This is a genomic window from Amycolatopsis sp. NPDC051371 (assembly GCF_040682155.1).
In the GTDB taxonomy this organism is placed as follows: domain Bacteria; phylum Actinomycetota; class Actinomycetes; order Mycobacteriales; family Pseudonocardiaceae; genus Amycolatopsis.
This window is the reverse complement of record NZ_JBFBAG010000041.1, coordinates 1-17,431: the sequence shown is the minus strand read 5'-3', so window position 1 is coordinate 17,431 and position 17,431 is coordinate 1. Positions and strand designations below refer to the sequence as shown.

The window sequence follows — 17,431 nt, the reverse complement described above, 5'->3', positions numbered from 1 at the left end:
ACCGTTTCCGCCTGCTTTCGGCCGGATTGTCAAACGGTCACGACCTGCGGCGACCGCCGGACCAGACGTAGCTCACGCGCCGCCAGACCGAGGATCCCGCCCGCCGCCGCGAGCACGTAGACGTTGCCGACGACCGACCAGCCCAGGCCCCAGCCGAACTCCGTGTCGCCGCCGTTGGGCACGAGCATCACGATCTGCGAGACGAACAGCGCCGTCACCGCCGCCGCGGCCCACCACCGTGCCTTGACCACCAGCAGCGTGAGCAAGGGCACGCACCAGACCCAGTGGTGCGACCACGACACCGGCGACAGCAGCAGCCCGTAGAACGCCGTCACGAGCAACGCCGCCGCGTCTTCCCCACGCCGGTGCAGCCGCACGACCAGCCACACCGCGGGCACCGCGAGCACCGCCGCCACCCCGACCGCGACCGCCAGCGACCAGGAAGCCAGCTCCGAAGCCCGGTTGACCAGCCCGTTGAGCGACTGGTTGAAGATCCAGTGCACCGACCCGACCCGGCTCGGGTCGGTCGCCGAATCCCGCCAGAACCTCGCCGCGTCGACCGGGATGACCGCGAACATCACCGCTTCGAGCCCCACGAACGTGCCCAGGGCCCGCAGCCCGTCCTTCCACCGCCCGGTGAAGAACAGGTGCGGCACGAAGATCAGCGGGGTCAGCTTGATCGCCGCCGCCACGCCGATCAGCACGCCCGCCCAGCGCGACCCGCGCAAGGAGAGCACCAGCACGTCCAGCACCACGAACGCCATCAGTATCAAGTTGATCTGACCCAGGAACAGCGTCTTCCAGACCGGTTCCAGCGCCAGAGCGATGGCCGTTCCCGCCGGGAGCGCCCACCGGCTTCTTCCCAGAAGCGATGAGTGCCCCGGCGACGACGAAACCACCGTGATCACGACCATAAGGGCGACCACCGACAAAACCGCGATCACGCCCCACACCAGGCCCGATGGCACGAGCGCGAGCGGCAGGAACAGCGGCGCGGCGGCCGGCGTGTAGGTGAACGGCAGCCGCACCCAGTCCGGCAGCGCGGTCAGCACGTCCCGCGTGTACAGCGGGTCGCCGTGCAGCAGCGTCAGGGCCCCGGCGCGGTACACGGCGCTGTCCGCACCCAGGTGCCACCCGGCCAGCCAGACGACGACGCCGAGCGCCAGGACAGCAAGCGCCAGAACCCCCGCGAGCACCCGGCCGGTGCGCGCCTCAGACGCCGGTCGCGACGTCGACATGCTCGTCCGGCGCGGCCTTCTTCCGAGCCCGCCGCTGCAGGCCCCAGCGCAGGATCAGCGCCGCGGCCAGCACGACCGGCATCAGGATGTAGGCGTCCCCCAGGATGTTCTGCCACACCTTCCAGTGCAGCTCGACGTTGCGGCCGTTCGGCAGGATCAGCAGCACGCAGCTGACGAACACGAAGGCCACCAGGCCGGTTCCGACCCAGCGCTTCCACGCCGTCTTCGGGGTGGTCTTCGGCAGCCGCGACACCAGCAGCACGATCAGCGGGATCACCCACACCCAGTGGTGCGTCCACGAGATCGGCGAGATCAGCAGCGTCCAGAACGCCGTGACGAGCAGTGCGGCCAGCGCCTGGCCCTTGCGGTGGAAGCGGATCAGCAGCCACAGCGCCGGGATGGCGAGCAGGAGCCCGATGCCCATCGCCGCCGACGACGCCCACGGCGCGAGGTCGGTGGCCCGGTTCATCAGCGCGTTCAGCGACTGGTTGCCCGCCCAGTGCACCGGCCCGATCCGGCCGGTGTCCGGCAGGGTCACGGTCCAGTACTTGGCCGCGTCGTGCGAGTTGATCAGGAACATCAGCCCCTGCAGCACGACGAACGTGGCGAAGCCGCGGATCGCGTCCATCCGCCGGCCGGTGACGAACAGGTGCCCGAGGAAGACCAGCGGCGTCAGCTTGATCGCCGCCGCGACGCCGACCAGGACGCCGCCCCAGCGGCTCCCGCGCGTGCCGATGACCAGCATGTCCAGCAGGATCATGGCCATCAGGATCAGGTTGATCTGGCCGAGGAAGATCGTCCGCCACACCGGCTCGAGGCCGAGGAAGACCAGGAAGAACACGATGGTCGAGCGGGCGGGCGAGGCCCACCAGCGCGGCCCGTCGGCGGCCGGGCGGGGCAGCGCGCCGATCGCGATCCGGATCGACAGGGCCATCGCCGCCAGCGAGACGGCGGTGATCAGGCCCCAGGAGATCTGCGTCGGGAACGCGGCGAGCGGCACGAAGATCAGCGCGGCCGTCGGCGGGTAGGTGAACGGCAGCAGCGCCCACCACGGCTCGGGCGCCAGCGTGTTCGCGTCGTAGAGGGAGTCGCCGTGCAGCAGCGTGAGCGCACCGGCCCGGTAGACCGCGCTGTCGACGCCCAGCACCCAGTCGTGCTGCCAGCCCCAGACCCCGTACCCGATCGCGACCAGCGGGATCACCGCGAGGATCAGGATCGACCGCGGGCGGACGGACAGGCGGGCGAGTGACTTCCGCAGGGCCAGGCGGTGCTGCGATCTGGCCGCGACTGCGCCGTCGACGTCGGTGGATACGGTCCGGGTCACCTCACCAGGAAATCATGACCCGCCTGATCCGGGTTAGAAGGGTCCGGGCGGAACCGGACATTTCACGCGTACTACACGCGTGCGAGGCGGGCCAGCAGGTCGCAGGCCATTTCGTGGGTGGCGGGCAGGCGCACCGCCGATACCCGGGGCCGGCCGGCGTCCGCCAGCTGCGAATCCACGGAAAGCCGCTCGTGCAAGGCCCTTCGCAGCGCGACGCCGTGCGAAGCGACCCGCTCGTCCTTCGGGACCAGCGCGGCCACGACGGACGGCCCCAGCGAGGCGACGCTCTGCCCGCTGTCGAACACCGCCCGCAGCGCGTCCGCGACCAGGATCATCCCGGTCAGCCGCGGGAACCCGGTGACCGTGCTGAGGTCGAGCGAGACGACCAGCAGCACGTGGTCCTCGGCCGCCGGCCGCTCTCGCGCGGCGGCGGCCCGGTAGACCTCGTAGAGCCGGGTGCGCAGGTAAGCGGCCGAAGGCAGACCGGTCAGCGGGTCGGTGACCTCGGTGTGCACGAGCTGGTCGGTCGCGACGTCGGCCCAGGCCAGCGCGGTGGTCCGGAGCAGCCGCGCCGGTGTGGCGTCGACGTCCGGCGAAACGAACCCGTCGCCGCCGTGGTCGAGCACCGCGTGCAGCGCGGCCAGGTCGGCGAGGGTTTCCGCGAGCCCCGCGCCGGCCGCCGCCCGGGCCCGGGCCAGCCCGGCCAGCGCGGTTTCGGCGGCTTCGGCGCCGCCCTTGGCCATCACGGCCGCGCAGACGGCGTCGACTTCGGGCAGCGACCAATCGCTCGGGAACCGCCACCCGGCGGCCATGCTGGCGGTGCGCCAGCGGGCACGCAACGTGCGCAGGGCGCGGTCGGCGAGCGGAGCGTCACCGGGACCGGAGCGCGTAGCCGGAACGTCCACTGGCGGCCTGCCCCTTTCGTCCGGTCCGTGTCGATCTTGCTCGGTGCTTCACGGTGAGGACGTGCCCCAATGGACCCCGTGACGCGTACTCGCGAGTTTTGTTAGGAAGCTTTTCCACGCCGCGACCCGGGAGCGGGTGATTTCGATGCGCCGTCGGAGTCAACACCCCGACCACGACGTGACGGCCCGGGGTGGGTCAGTCACACTTGTCTCGCGTCGCGGACCCGCCTGTAATGGCAGGTCCTGGCCCTAGCCGACCGAGGAGTGCCGTGTCCACCGTTCCCGCCGATCTCAGCGGAAAGAGTGACGCCGAGCTGATCGCCGAGGTCCGCGCCGGGAAGATCGAGTCGTACGGGCCGCTCTACGAACGGCACACCGGTGCGGCGCACAACCTCGCACGTCAGCTGGCCCGTTCGAGTTCCGAAGCCGACGACCTGGTGTCCGAGGCGTTCGCGAAGGTGCTGGACACGCTGCGTGGCGGCAAGGGGCCGGACACAGCCTTCCGGGCGTACCTGCTGACCGCGCTGCGTCACACCGCGTACGACCGCACCCGCAAGGAACGCCGGGTCGACCTCAACGAGGACATGGCGGACGTCAAGGGGGCCGCGGCCGAGGCGCTGACCGTGCCGTTCTCCGACACCGCCGTCGCCGGGCTCGAGCGGACGATGGCCGCGAAGGCGTTCGCCCGGCTACCCGAACGCTGGCAGGCCGTGCTCTGGCACACCGAGATCGAGCAGCAGAGCCCGGCCGAGGTCGCGCCACTGCTGGGGCTGACCGCGAACGGCGTGTCCGCGCTCGCCTACCGCGCCCGTGAAGGCCTCCGCCAGTCGTACCTGCAGGTCCACCTGCAGGAGAACGCCGAGGAACGCTGCCGCGCCTGCGCCGAGCGGCTCGGCGCGTGGACCCGCGACGGGCTGTCCAAGCGCGAACGCTCCCAGGTCGAGAACCACCTCGACGAGTGCGAGAACTGCCGGGCACTGGCCGCGGAGCTCGCCGACGTCAACGGCGGGCTGCGCGCGATCATCGCCCCGATCGTCCTGGGCGGCGCGGCGCTCGGCTACCTCGCCACGATCGGCGCGGCCAAGGCGAGCGCGGCCACTGCCGCGGCTGCCGGTGCGGCCGCCGCCGGTGCCGCCGCGGCCGGGAGCAAGGCCGGCGCGGCAGCAGGCGCCGCGGCCGCCGGACCCCGTCAGTTCGCCGGGGTCGCGGCCTCGGGCACGGCGGTCGTCGCGGCCGTCATCATCGCGCTCACCGCCGGCGGCGGGGCACAGGAGATCCCCGTCGCGGCCCAGGTGCCGCCGCCGGTGATCCAGCCGGTCAACCCGCCGGCCCCGAAACCGCAGCCACCGGCCCCGCCCGCCCCGGCGCAGCCACCGGCGCCGCCCGCACCTCCCGCGGCTCCGCCCGTCGAGCCCGCGCAGCCGCCGGTCGAGCCACCCGCGCCGCCTCCGGCGCCACCCGCCCCGGCGCCGGCGTCGATGTCCGCGACGACCCCGCCGGAAGGCGTCGAGCTCAGCCCCGGCGCCGCGACGAACCTGCCGATCACCGTGCGCAACGACGGCGGGAGCCTGTCCGAACCCGTGGCGGTCGCGCTGAAGCTGCCGCCGGGCGTGCACGCGGTCAACGCGGCCGGCGGCGGCGCGCCGATGGCGTTCGCGCAGGACGGCGGGCCGATCTCGGTCAACTGCCCGGGCGGCGACGGCGTGGTGACGTGCAAGACCGGCGCCGGCCTGCAGCCCGGCCAGAGCGCGACGCTGAACTTCCGCCTCCAGGCCGACGAGGATGCCGCCGGCGGCACGGTCACCGGGTCGGTCACCGCCGGCGTGCAGATCAACGTCGCGGTGAGCGTCAAGGTCACCGTGAAGCAGCCGCCGGAAGCGGTGGTCCTGGAAGCGCAGGGCGACGGGCTCTCGGCGTTCCCGTGGACCCGCAACCCGCTGGTCTACGTGCGGGTCCGCAACACCGGCGAGACGACCAAGCCGGTCACGGTCACCTTCGACCACCCGCTGTGGCAGTGGTGGAGCCTGCGCGGCTTCCCGTGCACGCCGTCCGGCGAGGGCGCGACCTGCACGACGAAGAGCGCGCTGGCGCCCGGCCAGCACGTCAACCTGTGGGTGCGGCTGAAGGGCCGTCCCGACGACGGGCGCGTGACGATCACCGCGAAGCTCGGCAAGGCGTCGGCGAAGCCGGTGACCGTGGACTTCGGCTGCTACCACCACTGGTGTGGCCAGGACCCGCTGCCGACCCCGTCCACCACGCCGTCCAAGCCGACGCCGACGTCACCCACGAAACCGACGTCCACCCCGCCGGCGACGACCACGAAGACCGAGCCGACGACCACGCCCCCGACGTCGACGACCACGACGAGCGCGCCGCCGCGGCCGACCACGAAGCCGGGCGACCAGCGGCCGACCGCCACCCCCGAGAAGGGATTCGGCTGGCTGACCGGGTAGCGTCCGCGCGGTGCGCGAGCTGCTGAAAAAGCATCGCGAGCTCCTCCGCTTCGCCGTCGTCGGCGGGATCAGCTTCGTGATCACGATGTCCGTCAACTACGGCCTGAAGTTCACCGTGCTGCGGACCCACCCCGTGACGGCGCTGATCGTCGGCGTCCTCGTCGCGACGATCTTCTCCTACGTCGCCAACCGCGAGTGGTCGTTCCGCACCCGCGGCGGCCGGGAGCGGTCACACGAAGCCGCGTTGTTCTTCCTGATCAGCGGCATCGCGCTGGGCCTGAACGCACTGCCGCAGTGGTTCTCGCGGTACGTGCTGGACCTGCAGGCGCCGCAGCTGTCGCCGTTCGGCGTCGAGGTGGCCGACTTCGTCAGCGGCATCATCATCGGCACCCTGCTCGGCACGGTGTTCCGCTGGTGGGCGTTCAAGAAGTGGGTCTTCCCGGACGAGGACGCGCGCGGTGTGGTCCAGGTCGCCGACGATCCGGACATTCAGGACCGCAAGGCCGCCTGACCACGAGTAAACGCCGTGTGCTTCTAGACTGCACGGTGTGACCGTCGTGGAAACCGTGCTCAAGCGCACGCCCGAACCACTGCGTTCGGTGCTGATCAAGCACCGGGAGCTGCTGAAGTTCGCGATCGTGGGCGGCACGACGTTCTTCGTCGACAACGGCGTCTGGTACTTCCTCAAGCTGTCCGTGCTCGAGTCGAAGCCGACCACCGCCAAGGCGATCGCGATCATCGTCGCGACCATCGTGTCCTACATCCTCAACCGCGAGTGGTCGTTCCGCACCCGCGGCGGCCGCGAACGGGCGCACGAAGCCACGTTGTTCTTCGTGATCAGCGGCGTCGCGGTCGTGGTGAACCTGATCCCACTGTACGTCTCGCGGTACGTGCTGGACCTGGAGGTCCCGCACGTGACGCGGCTGGTGCAGGAGGTCGCGGACTTCGCGAGCGGGTCGATCATCGGCATGCTGCTGGCGATGTTCTTCCGCTTCTGGGGCTTCAAGAAGTGGGTCTTCCCGGACGAGCTGGGCGAACGCCGCCGCGACACCGGCGACGTGACCCGCCTGCACTGAGCCGTCTCCGTAAACTACTTGTCTTTTGACATGTAGTTGTCTACAGTCCTCTTCGTCAGTGTTCCTTCGTGAGGACGCCGTCCGGGTTCGGCCGGGCGAGCGGGACGATTCGAGGTGGTTTCCGAGCGCGAAGAGGTCGCACCCGTCCGCGGGTGACGATGGAGCCTTTTCCCGACTCGACGGGACGCGTCCTCAACGCGTCCGCACTTCTCGTCCCTTCTGACGAAACAAGGACTTCTCTTGCGTACCACCGCGCTGAAACGCGCTCAAAATCCTGCCCTCACGGGCCTGTTCCTGTCCGTCTTCCTCGCGATGCTCGACGCCCAGGTCGTCGCCACCGCGCTCCCCCGGATCGCCGCCGAGTTCGGCGGGACCGGCTCCTACGCCTGGGTCACCACCGCCTACCTGCTCGCCGGGAGCGTCACCGCTCCCCTCTACGGCAAGCTCGGCGACGTCTTCGGGCGCAAACGCGTGCTCCTGGGCGCGCTCGCCCTGTTCCTGCTCGGTTCGCTCGCCTGCGGCCTGGCGCCGTCGGCCGCCCTTCTCATCGCCGGGCGCGTGCTGCAGGGTGCCGGCTCCGGAGGCCTCTTCGTCTCCGTCGGCGCTTCGCTCGGCGAGATGTTCACGCCCCGCGAAGGCGCGAAGTACTTCGGGTGGTTCTCGATCTGCTTCGCCGTCGCGTCGCTCGCCGGGCCGGTCGTCGGCGGTGTGCTGACCGGGGTCGCCGGATGGCGGTCGATCTTCCTGGTCAACCTCCCGCTCGGACTCGTCGCCGTCGCGCTCCTCACGACTCTCGACCTGCCGAGACGACGACGTGAAGCGCCCTTCGACTTCGCCGGCGTCGTCCTGCTCGGCGGGGCGATCACCGGGTTCACCCTGCTCACGCCGTGGTCGATCGGCCTCGGCGCGGTGGCGGCCGTCGCGTTCGTCTTCGTCGAGCGGAAAGCCGAAGCGCCCGTGCTGCCCCTGCGCCTCTTCAAGGACCGCACGTTCACTGTGTCCGTCGTGCTCAGCGTGCTCGCCGGATTCGCGTTCCTCGGCTCGATCAACTACATCGCGGTCCTCCTGCAGGCCGACGCCGGTCCGGCGGAAGGCGGGCTGCGGCTGGTGCCGATGACGCTCGCCGTGGCGCTTTCCTCCGTCGTGGCGAGCAAGATCATCGCCCGCACCGGCGCCTACCGCTGGGCGCCGCGGCTGAGCATGGCGCTCGGCCTGCTCGCGGTGATCGGGCTGCTCACCCTCGACGGCCTGCCGCTCGTCCTCGGCTGCCTGGTCGTCTTCGGCCTCGCGGCCGGGCTGAACCTGCAAGTCCTCGCCATGGCGACGCAGAACACCGCACCACCGGCGGACCGCGGCGCCGTCGCCGCCGGCGTCAACCTCGCCCGCGCGCTCGGTTCGAGCCTCGGCCCGGTCGCGCTCGGCTTCGCCTACAGCGCCGGCACTCACGGCGTCTTCCTCGCCCTGCTGCCGGTGCTCGCGCTCGCCCTCGTCACGGCGTTCGCGCTCCCCCACGTCTCGCTTCACCGATAAGGAGATTCCTGATGATCTTCGTCCTCGGCGCCACCGGCAAGGTCGGCCGCGCCCTCGTTCCCGCTCTGCTCGACGCGGGCGCCGCCGTCCGCGCCCTGACCCGCGACCCGGCCAAGGCCCGCATCGATCCGCGCGCCGAAGTCGTCCAAGCCGACCTCGACACCGCGGACCTGCCCACGCTCCTCGACGGCGCGGACCGCGTGTTCGTGCTGACGCAAGGCCACAGCGCCGGCCGTGAAAAGGCGGTCGCGCAAGCCGCCGCCCGGGCCGGCGCCACCCACCTCGTCAAGCTGTCCACCACCGGAGTCCACTTCGGACAGACGGATCCGATCACCCGCGCCCACGCCGAAGCCGAGCAGGCGGTCCGCGAAGCCGGGCCGGCGTGGACGATCCTGCGGCCCGGCGCGTTCATGGACAACCGGTTCGCCTGGCGCGAAAGCATTCGCGACGAGAACGCGGTGTACGTCCCCGAAGGCGACCCGGCGTCCGCGCTGGTCCACGTCCGGGACATCGCCGCCGTCGCGACGCTCGCCCTCACGACGTCCGGCCACGAAGGCGCGACCTACGAGCTGACCGGCGGTGAAGCACTCACCACCGGAGAGCAGGTCGCGATCCTCGCCGACGCCCTCGGCCGGCCGGTGCGATTCGTCGAAGAGCCCGAAAGCGCCGCGCGTGAACGCATGATGCGGAAGTACGGCTGGCCCGCCGAAGCCGTCGACGGCTTCTTCGCGCTCAAGCGGGCTTCCGCCGAGCGCGAACACGTCGTCTTCGACACCGTCGAGCGCGTGCTCGGCCGGCCGCCGCGGACGTTCGCCGATTGGGCGCGTGAGAATGCGGCCGCGTTCCCCTACCATTACCGGGGGTGACGGGGGAGGTGACCGGATGGGCAAGAGCCTGCGCGTCCTCGTCGTGGACGACCACCCGCTGTTCCGGTTCGGCGTGTGCACGCTGCTGGACGCCGAGCCCGGGATCGAAATCGTCGGCGAGGCCGCCAGTGGTGGCGCCGCGATCGACGCCGCGGGCGCGCTGCTCCCCGACGTCGTGGTCATGGACCTGCACCTGCCCGACCTGTCCGGGATCCAGGCGACCCGGCACATCGCGGCCGTGAGCCCGGACACCGGCGTGCTGATGCTGACGATGGCCGACGAAAGCGAGTCGGTCTTCGCGGCGATGCGCGCCGGTGCCCGCGGCTACCTGCTCAAGGACGCGGAGCCGGACGAAATCATCCGCGCGGTCCAGGCGGTCGCCCGGCGTGAAGCGATTTTCGGCCCGGACATCGCGAACCGCGTGCTCGGCTTCTTCAACCAGCCGCCGCCCGCGAGCGAGCCGGTGTTCCCGGAGCTGACCGTGCGCGAGCGCGAGGTCCTGTCCCTGATCGCGGCCGGGCACAGCAACGGCGTCATCGCGAACACCCTGTGCCTGAGCCCCAAAACCGTGCGTAACCACATTTCGAACGTCTTCGCCAAGCTCCACGTCGCCGACCGCGCCGAAGCGATCGTCCGGGCCCGGGACGCGGGCCTCGGCCGGTCCTGACGGGCAGCCGTCCGGGCAACATCGGGACGCCGGTCCCATGCGCCCGGGACACTCCGGCGGGCACTCTGGTCAGGGTGAGGGGTGGAACTCTCGCACCGTTCGAGGGGAATGGGTGACGATGTTCGAATCCGACAGGACGCCGGTGGTGGTCCGCGCCACGGATCCGATCCTGCACAACGGCGTCTGCATGGCGCTGCGCTCGCGGGACGAGGTCCGGGTGGTGGACGGGGAGACGGGCGACGCGGCCGCGGTCGCGCTGCTGGTCGCCGACCGGCTCGACGAAACGATGACGCAGCTGCTGTCCGCGCTCCACCACCAGGGCTTCTCCCGCATCGTGCTGATCGCGGGCGAGGTCGACGACAACGAGATCCTCAACGCCGTCGAGCACGGCGTCTGCGCGGTCGCTCGCCGCGCCGACGCCGGGCCGGAGGTTCTCGTCCGGCTGATCAAGGCGGCCGCGGCCGGGGAGGGCGCGCTGCCGCCCGACCTGCTCGGCCGGCTGCTGAGCCGGGTTTCCCGCCTGCAGCGCCAGGTGTTGCTGCCGCGGGGCCTGCACCTGGGCGGGATGAGCGACCGGGAGACGGAGGTGCTCCGGCTCGTCGCTGCGGGGTATTCGACGCAGGAGATCGCCGACCAGCTGTGTTATTCGCAGCGGACGGTGAAGAGCATCCTGCACGACGTGACCAACCGGTTCCAGCTGCGCAACCGGTCGCACGCGGTGGCGTACGCGCTGCGTGAAGGGTTGATCTGACCCGTGATCGCCCAGGTCGACGAGGCCCTGTGCCGGCTGCTGCGCCCCTGCCTCCCGGCGGGGACGCAGATCCGGCTCGATCCCCCGAAGCCGGCTTGGCAGACGGAGTCGCAGGTGCCGAGCGTGGAGCTGTTCCTCTTCGCGCTGAAGGGAAAGCGTGCCACGTGCACGCTTTCCTACCTCGTCACCGCGCGAGCCAGGGAGGTCCGCGAGGAGCACGAGCTGCTCGACACCGCGCTGCACGCCGTCCTCGACACCGAAAGCCCGCCGCTGCGGATGCGACTGGGCGGCACCGATCCCGCGCGGCTGTGGACGAGCCTCGGCATGCCCGCGAGAGCCGGGTTCGTCCTGCGGGTCACGGCCGACGTCTAACGCGGGACGCGCTCGGCGGGCCAGCGCACTTCGGGAACATCGCTCGGCCGCGGCACCTTCAGGAAAAGACTGAACACGGCCGGCCGCCGGTTCGACAGCTCCAGGCGGCCGCCGTCCGCCTCCACGAGTGCCCGCGCCAGCGCCAGCCCGACGCCGGTCGAGCCGCCGCCGGAGAAGCCGCGCTCGAAGATGTGCGGGGCCAGCTCGTCCGGCACGCCCGGACCCGTGTCGCTGACCTCGATCACCACCGTGCCCTCGGCGTCGCCGCGCCGCGCGACCACCGTGACCGTGCCCGAGCCGTGCCGCAGGGCGTTGTCCAGCAGCACCCCGACGACCTCGCGCAGCCGCCCCGGCGTCGCCCGCGCCAGCGAGCCGTCGGCCACGCGCATCCGGAGGTTGCGCCCTTCCGAGCGGAGCAGCTCGCGCCACTCCTGCGCCATCCGGGGCAGCTGCGTCGGCAGGTCCACCGGTTCCGCGCCGGCCTCGCGGGCCGCGCGCGCCGCCGCGAGCAGCTCGTCGAGAGCTTCGGCGAGCCGGTCGGCCTGCTCCTGGGCCGCCTTCGACTCGTCGGCCACCTCTTCGTCCGGGTGCACGGTGAGCGGCTCCAGGCGCAGCTGCAACGCCGTCAGCCGGCTGCGCAGCTGGTGCGAGACGTCACCGACGAGTTGGCGTTCGCGCTGCACGAGCTGGGCGAGTGCGGTGCCGGACGCGTCCAGCGCCTCGGCGACCATGTCGAGCTCCCCGACGCCGTAGCGGCTCGGGTCGGGCCGGAAGTCGCCGCCGCCGAGGCGGGACGCGCGTTCGGCGACGTGCCGCAGGGGCTTCGCCAGGCGCCGCGCCGTCGCGATCGCCACGATCGCGCCGGTGGCGACCGACAGCAGCACCAGCAGCACGACGACCAGCGTCACCGTCGTCTGCCGTTCGTGCATCGGGCCGGCCGGGACGGCGATCTCGACCTTGCCGTCGCGCGCGAGGTCGGCCGTCTCGGTGACGGTGTCCGGGCCGGGGTCGTTGCCGTAGCGCTTCTCCTGCTGGTTCGGGACCTGCACGGTGAGCAGCCCGTTCGCCGGGACCGCCGCACGGACCTGGTCGAGGTCGATCTCCTGGCCGTTGGCGATTTCGGTGTCGAGGATCGCCGCCGCCGCGCGGGCGTTCTCGGCGAGCGTCTCGCGGTAGCTCGACTCGATCTGCCAGCTCGCCACGATGCCCAGCGGGATGCCGAGGACCGCCGCGGTGACGGCGACGGCCAGCAGGATGGCCAGCAGGATGCGGCGGCGCACGGCTTATTCGGCGTTGAACCGGAAGCCGACGCCGCGGACCGTCGCGATCCGCCGTTCGCCGTCGTGGGTCTTGCTGGTGCGCCCGGCGGCCTCGTCGGCGGCGATGGCGAGCTTCCGCCGCAGCCACGACATGTGCATGTCGAGCGTCTTGGACGTCTTCGACTCGAGGTCGTTCCACACCTCGGCGAGGATCTCGTCGCGGCTGACGACCTGCCCGGCACGGCTCATCAGCACGCGCAGCAGCTCGAACTCCTTGTTCGCCAGCTGCACCTCGTGCAGGTCGACGGTGACGAGCCGCGCGCCGAGGTCCATCCGCACGCCGCCGGCTTCGAGCACCTCCGGCACCCTGCGGCGCAACAGCGCGCGGATCCGGGCGAGCAGCTCGGCGAGCCGGAACGGCTTGGCGACGTAGTCGTCCGCGCCCGCGTCCAGGCCCACGACGAAGTCGACCTCGTCCGTGCGCGCGGTGAGCATCAGGACGGGCAGCTCGGTGCCGTTGGCGCGCAGGCGCCGGCAGACCTCCAGGCCGTCCATGCCGGGCAGCCCGAGGTCGAGCACGAGCAGGTCGACTCTCTGGGCGGCGGTGGCGTCGAGCACCGAAGGGCCGTCGGTGACGACGTGGATCTCGTATCCCTCGCGTTCGAGGGCGCGGGAGAGCGGTTCGGCGATGGCCGGATCGTCTTCGGCAAGTAGGACCATGCTCACCTGGCCAACTCTACGGCGAACAGGCGTGAAACCATCGTGACCGTGCCTGGCTACGGAGATGATCTGGCCCTCGCCACCCGGCTGGCTGACGCCGCCGACGCGATCACGACGGCGCGGTTCCGCGCCCTGGACCTGAGGATCGAGCGCAAACCCGACCGCACCCCGGTGACCGACGCGGACACCGCGGTGGAGGACGCGATCCGGGCCGTGCTGGCTTCCGAACGACCCGGCGACGCGGTGCTCGGCGAAGAGCGCGGCGGGTCCGCGGCGACCGGCCGCGCCTGGGTGCTCGACCCCATCGACGGCACCAAGAACTTCCTCCGGGGTGTACCCGTTTGGGCGACCCTGATCGCGCTCGTCGAAGACGGCGACCCTGTCGTCGGCATGATCACCGCGCCGCTGCTGGGCCGCCGCTGGTGGGCGGCCACGGGGTCGGGAGCCTTCTCCAGCGACTCGGCCGGCACGCGGCAGCTGTCGGTTTCCGGCGTGTCGTCCCTTTCGGACGCTTATCTGTCCACTACGGACTTGAACTCGTGGACCGAGTACCACTCGCGGGAGAAGTACCTGAGTCTGGTGGACGCGTGCTGGGAGACGCGCGCGTTCGGCGACTTCTGGCACCACGTGCTGGTGGCCGAGGGCGCGCTGGACGTGGCGGCGGAGTGCATCGTGAACCCGTGGGACGTCGCGGCGGCGCAGGTGATCGTCACCGAGGCCGGCGGGCGGTTCAGCGACCTGGACGGCGCCGCGAGGTACGACAACGGGAGCGCGCTGTCGACGAACGGCCGCCTGCACGACGACGTCCTGCGGATCCTCGAGCGGTAACCGGATAGGCCGCTTGGCGGGCACTTCTTGACCGGTCCGAACCACCGATGGTTCACTCCCAGTGCTCGCCGGGTCACCCCTGCCTTGTGACAACGTTGTCAGCCCGCGGTGATCCGCTCACCCCGGGAGGAAGAGCATGCGCAGAGTCGTCACCGCGGCTTTGGTCATTCCCCTGATCACAGCGGTCGCCGCCACTCCCGCGACCGCGGAACCCCAGGCGAGGGACCTCGCCGCCCACGTCAACCCGTTCGTCGGCGCGAAGGCCGGCGACACCCCTGAGACCAACACCTACGCCGGCGACACCTTCCCCGGCGCCGACGTCCCCTTCGGCATGGTGCAGTGGAGCCCCGACACTCCCCTGCAGCCCAAACCACCCGCCGGGCAGGGCCGGTACTACGCCCGCGACCGCGACGGCGGGTACGCCTGGGAAGAGAACCGGCTCCGCGGCTTCAGCCTCACCCACTTCAACGGCGCCGGCTGCGGCGGCGCGGCGGGCGATGTCCCGTTCCTCCCGTTCGCCGGCGCGATCACGACGTCACCCGCCGTGGACGCGACGAAGTACTTCCCCACCTTCAGCCATACCAACGAATCCGCGTCCCCCGGCTACTACAAGGTGACGACGGACTCCGGCATCACGACCGAGCTGACCGCGACCCAGCGCTCCGGCCTGGGCCGCTTCACCTTCCCGAAGAACTCTCCCGCGACGCTGCTCGTCGACGTCGCGCAGTCCGCGATGGGCAGTGACGACGCCGCCGTGACGGTCGACCCGGCCAAGCGGACCGTCGAAGGCTGGGTCTCCAGCGGCCACTTCTGCCGCGGCCCCAACACCTACAAGGTCTACTTTTCGGCGAGCTTCGACCAGGCCTTCACGACGTCCGGGACCTGGCAGAACGCCACCGTGACGCCCGGCGGCACCAGCGCTCGCGGCGGCGACCTCAGCAAGGAGACCTGGGACAAGCAGGTCGTCACCGCCGACGGCGGCTCCGGCGCCTACCTGACCTTCGACCCCGCCAAGCCGGTCCAGGTGCGCGTTGGATTGTCCTATGTGGACGCGACCGGCGCCCGGCTCAACGCCGCCGCCGAACAGCGGCACGACTCGTTCGAGACCGTCAAGGACAACGCTCGCCGGACCTGGAACGACCGGCTGCGGCAGATCACCGTCGAAGGCGGCACGGACGCGGCCACGCGCACCTTCTACACCGCGCTCTACCACACGCTCCTGCAGCCGAACGTCTTTTCCGATGTGGACGGTCGTTACGCGGGCTTCGACAAGGCGATCCACCGCACGAAACCGGGCCACGCGCAGTACGCCGACTTCTCCGGCTGGGACACCTACCGCGACGAGGTCCAGCTGCTCTCGATGCTCGCCCCGCACGAGGCCGCCGACATGGCGCAGTCGATGCTCAACCAGGCGAACCAGGCCGGCGGGATCTGGGACCGCTGGTCGCAGAACAACGACTTCATGGGCGTGATGGGCGGCGACCCGTACCACTCGATCATCGCCAGCACCTACGCCTTCGGCGCCACGGACTTCGACGCGTCCCAAGCGCTGAAGTCCATGGTCAACGGCGCCACCCGCATTCAGCAGGCCGGCGAACGCGCCCTCGAACGGCCGGGTCTGTCCGACTACCGGACGCTCGGCTACCACCCGAACAACGTCTCGGACATGCTCGAAGACACGACGGCGGACTTCGGCATCGCCCAGCTCGCGAAGCGGCTCGGCGACCCGAACGCGTACAAGCAGTTCATGGCCCGCGCGCAGTACTGGGAGAACGTCTACAACCCGGCGACGGGCTACCTGCAGACCCGGATGCGCGACGGTCAGTTCCTGTCACCGTTCGATCCCGCGCAGTACCAGGAAATGCGCTATCAGGAAGGGAACGCGGCGCAGTACACGTGGATGGTGCCGTACAACGTCCGCGGCCTCTTCGACGCGATGGGCGGCGACGACGCCGTGAAGAAGCGTCTCGACTTCTTCTTCACGAAGCTGAACAGCGACGCCAGCTCGCCCTACGCGTTCATGTCGAACGAGCCGTCGTTCGAGGTGCCGTGGGAGTACGCGTACGCGGGCGCGCCGTCGAAGACGCAGGACATCGTGCGCCGCTCGGCGGAGCTGCTGTTCAAACCCACCGAGGACGGCCTGCCCGGCAACGACGACCTCGGCGCGACGTCGGCGTGGTACGTCTTCGCCGCGCTCGGCATGTACCCGGAGGCACCAGGCCGCGCCGAAATGGTGCTGGCCAGCCCGATGTTCCCGAAGATCACGCTCACCCGCGCGACCGGGCAGCGGATCACGATCACCGCGCCCGGCGCGTCCAGCTCGGTGAAGTACGTGAAGAGCCTGAAGGTGAACGGCCAGGAGAGCACGAAGCCGTGGCTGCCGGAGTCCTTCGCGGTGAACGGCGGACGCCTCGACTTCACGCTCGGCACCTCGCCGACGTCGTGGGGTTCCCGTGCTTCGGACGCGCCGCCGTCCTTCCGCGACGGTGAGGTCGCGGTGCGCGGCCGCGTCGGCCCGGGCCGGATCGTCGTCGCGCCCGGCTCGGCGACCACGGCCACCGTGACCGCGGAAGGCATCACCGGCCAGGGCAAGGTGACCTGGCGAGCGAAGCCGCCGGCCGGGATCACCGTGACGCCGTCGAGCGGCACGCTCACGGTGGGCGCTCATGGAACGTCTTCACAGCAGGTTCGCGTGACCGCCGCCGTGGGGACACCGGACGCGTACACGAGCGTGCCGGTGGAGTTCAGCGGGCAGCAGGTGCCCGCGTACCTGCCGGTGACGGTCGGGAAGCCGGGGACGCTGCACGCGGCGAGCACGAACGTCGGCGTCACGGACGATCGGTTCGTCCAGTACGGCGACTTCGGCGAGACCGACCTCTACCCCGGTCAGTTCGCCTACTCCGCGCAGGGCTTGGCCACGAACGGCATCAAGCCGGGCGCGAAGGTGCGCGAGTTCACCTGGCCGTCGAGCCCGGCCGGGTCACCGGACAACCTGATCGCCTCAGGGCAAACGCTTGCGGTCGACGCTCCGGCGGGCGCGACGAAGCTGTCGTTCCTCGGCTCGGCGACCGGCGGTGACGCACAGGGCAGCGTCACCGTCACCTACACCGACGGCTCGACGCAGCAAGGTGCGCTGGGCCTGTCGGAGTGGCTGCTGAAGGGCGGTGAGGAGACGCCGCAGTTCGGGAACACGGTCGTCGCGAAGGTGCCGTACGTGAACTCGGCGTTCCCGCGGTACATGTTCCGGCTGTCGCGGCCGTACACGTCGTACCTGTTCGCGACGGCCCCGATCACCCTGGATCCGGCGAAACAGGTGCGCAGCATCACGCTGCCGACGTCCACCGGCGCCGGCGCGGCGCACATCTTCACCTACGCCGTGTCCTGAGCAGGTCGTGAGTGAGAAACAGTGTTAGAACACTGCTCCCTGTCCTTCGCCGCGCCG

15 protein-coding genes are annotated in these 17,431 nt (G+C 71.0%); 10 read left to right on the top strand and 5 right to left on the bottom strand.

What is annotated here, in order from left to right:
- Positions 1-29: 29 nt before the first annotated feature.
- The 3 genes from AB0M59_RS38485 to AB0M59_RS38475 all read right to left on the bottom strand — a co-directional run bounded on the left by AB0M59_RS38485 (position 30) and on the right by AB0M59_RS38475 (position 3,467).
- Entirely contained in the window at positions 30-1,238 is a 1,209-nt protein-coding gene (locus tag AB0M59_RS38485) for a glycosyltransferase 87 family protein (protein ID WP_364625345.1), read from the bottom strand.
- A complete protein-coding gene (locus AB0M59_RS38480; protein WP_364625342.1) occupies positions 1,213-2,562 on the bottom strand; it encodes a glycosyltransferase 87 family protein in 1,350 nt (449 codons plus the stop codon). Before AB0M59_RS38480 ends, AB0M59_RS38485 begins: the two co-directional genes overlap by 26 nt.
- 71 nt (positions 2,563-2,633) lie before the next feature.
- Complete coding sequence (locus AB0M59_RS38475; RefSeq protein WP_364625339.1) at positions 2,634-3,467, bottom strand: GGDEF domain-containing protein; 834 nt, start codon at positions 3,465-3,467, stop codon at positions 2,634-2,636.
- A gap of 269 nt (positions 3,468-3,736) precedes the next feature.
- On the opposite strand from AB0M59_RS38475, the gene AB0M59_RS38470 reads away from it, so the two are divergent.
- The 8 genes from AB0M59_RS38470 to AB0M59_RS38435 all read left to right on the top strand — a co-directional run bounded on the left by AB0M59_RS38470 (position 3,737) and on the right by AB0M59_RS38435 (position 11,182).
- A complete protein-coding gene (locus AB0M59_RS38470) occupies positions 3,737-5,920 on the top strand; it encodes a sigma-70 family RNA polymerase sigma factor (RefSeq protein ID WP_364625336.1) in 2,184 nt (727 codons plus the stop codon).
- 10 nt (positions 5,921-5,930) lie between these two features.
- Entirely contained in the window at positions 5,931-6,431 is a 501-nt protein-coding gene (locus tag AB0M59_RS38465) for a GtrA family protein (RefSeq protein WP_364625333.1), read from the top strand.
- Between the two features lie 37 nt (positions 6,432-6,468).
- Entirely contained in the window at positions 6,469-6,996 is a 528-nt protein-coding gene (locus AB0M59_RS38460) for a GtrA family protein (protein ID WP_364625331.1), read from the top strand.
- A 240-nt stretch (positions 6,997-7,236) separates the two neighbouring features.
- Positions 7,237-8,526 (top strand): MFS transporter, encoded by a 1,290-nt coding sequence (locus AB0M59_RS38455; RefSeq protein WP_364625329.1) that lies wholly within the window; start codon positions 7,237-7,239, stop codon positions 8,524-8,526.
- A gap of 11 nt (positions 8,527-8,537) precedes the next feature.
- Positions 8,538-9,392: an NAD(P)H-binding protein gene (locus AB0M59_RS38450; RefSeq protein WP_364625326.1), complete on the top strand. Its 855-nt coding sequence runs from the start codon at positions 8,538-8,540 to the stop codon at positions 9,390-9,392.
- A 16-nt stretch (positions 9,393-9,408) separates the two neighbouring features.
- On the top strand, positions 9,409-10,059 hold the full coding sequence (locus AB0M59_RS38445) for a response regulator transcription factor (protein ID WP_364625323.1): 651 nt from the start codon (positions 9,409-9,411) through the stop codon (positions 10,057-10,059).
- Positions 10,060-10,177: 118 nt separating this feature from the next.
- On the top strand, positions 10,178-10,810 hold the full coding sequence (locus AB0M59_RS38440) for a response regulator transcription factor (protein ID WP_364625631.1): 633 nt from the start codon (positions 10,178-10,180) through the stop codon (positions 10,808-10,810).
- Between the two features lie 3 nt (positions 10,811-10,813).
- The gene (locus tag AB0M59_RS38435) at positions 10,814-11,182 is read left to right on the top strand and encodes a hypothetical protein (RefSeq protein WP_364625320.1); all 369 of its coding nucleotides are present in this window, start codon (positions 10,814-10,816) and stop codon (positions 11,180-11,182) included.
- On the opposite strand, the gene AB0M59_RS38430 is transcribed toward AB0M59_RS38435, so the two are convergent.
- On the bottom strand, positions 11,179-12,462 hold the full coding sequence (locus tag AB0M59_RS38430; protein ID WP_364625318.1) for an ATP-binding protein: 1,284 nt from the start codon (positions 12,460-12,462) through the stop codon (positions 11,179-11,181). The two genes, AB0M59_RS38435 and AB0M59_RS38430, sit on opposite strands and share 4 nt — an antisense overlap.
- Positions 12,463-12,465: 3 nt before the next feature.
- On the bottom strand, positions 12,466-13,161 hold the full coding sequence (locus AB0M59_RS38425) for a response regulator transcription factor (RefSeq protein ID WP_155549497.1): 696 nt from the start codon (positions 13,159-13,161) through the stop codon (positions 12,466-12,468).
- A 42-nt stretch (positions 13,162-13,203) separates the two neighbouring features.
- Here AB0M59_RS38425 and hisN point away from each other — a divergent pair, with 42 nt between their 5' ends.
- Positions 13,204-13,989 carry a histidinol-phosphatase gene (hisN, locus tag AB0M59_RS38420; RefSeq protein WP_364625315.1) on the top strand — a complete coding sequence of 262 codons (786 nt, stop codon included), beginning with the start codon at positions 13,204-13,206 and terminating at the stop codon, positions 13,987-13,989.
- Between the two features lie 136 nt (positions 13,990-14,125).
- On the top strand, positions 14,126-17,374 hold the full coding sequence (locus tag AB0M59_RS38415; protein WP_364625313.1) for a GH92 family glycosyl hydrolase: 3,249 nt from the start codon (positions 14,126-14,128) through the stop codon (positions 17,372-17,374).
- Positions 17,375-17,431 lie beyond the last annotated feature (57 nt).

Bases quoted from the DNA above. Each gene is read 5' to 3' on its own strand.
- AB0M59_RS38485 (WP_364625345.1), bottom strand. From the start codon at position 1,238: ATGTCGACGTCGCGACCGGCGTCTGAGGCGCGCACCGGCCGGGTGCTC.
- AB0M59_RS38450 (WP_364625326.1), top strand. From the start codon at position 8,538: ATGATCTTCGTCCTCGGCGCCACCGGCAAGGTCGGCCGCGCCCTCGTT.
- AB0M59_RS38445 (WP_364625323.1), top strand. From the start codon at position 9,409: ATGGGCAAGAGCCTGCGCGTCCTCGTCGTGGACGACCACCCGCTGTTC.
- AB0M59_RS38440 (WP_364625631.1), top strand. From the start codon at position 10,178: ATGTTCGAATCCGACAGGACGCCGGTGGTGGTCCGCGCCACGGATCCG.
- AB0M59_RS38425 (WP_155549497.1), bottom strand. From the start codon at position 13,161: ATGGTCCTACTTGCCGAAGACGATCCGGCCATCGCCGAACCGCTCTCC.
- AB0M59_RS38415 (WP_364625313.1), top strand. From the start codon at position 14,126: ATGCGCAGAGTCGTCACCGCGGCTTTGGTCATTCCCCTGATCACAGCG.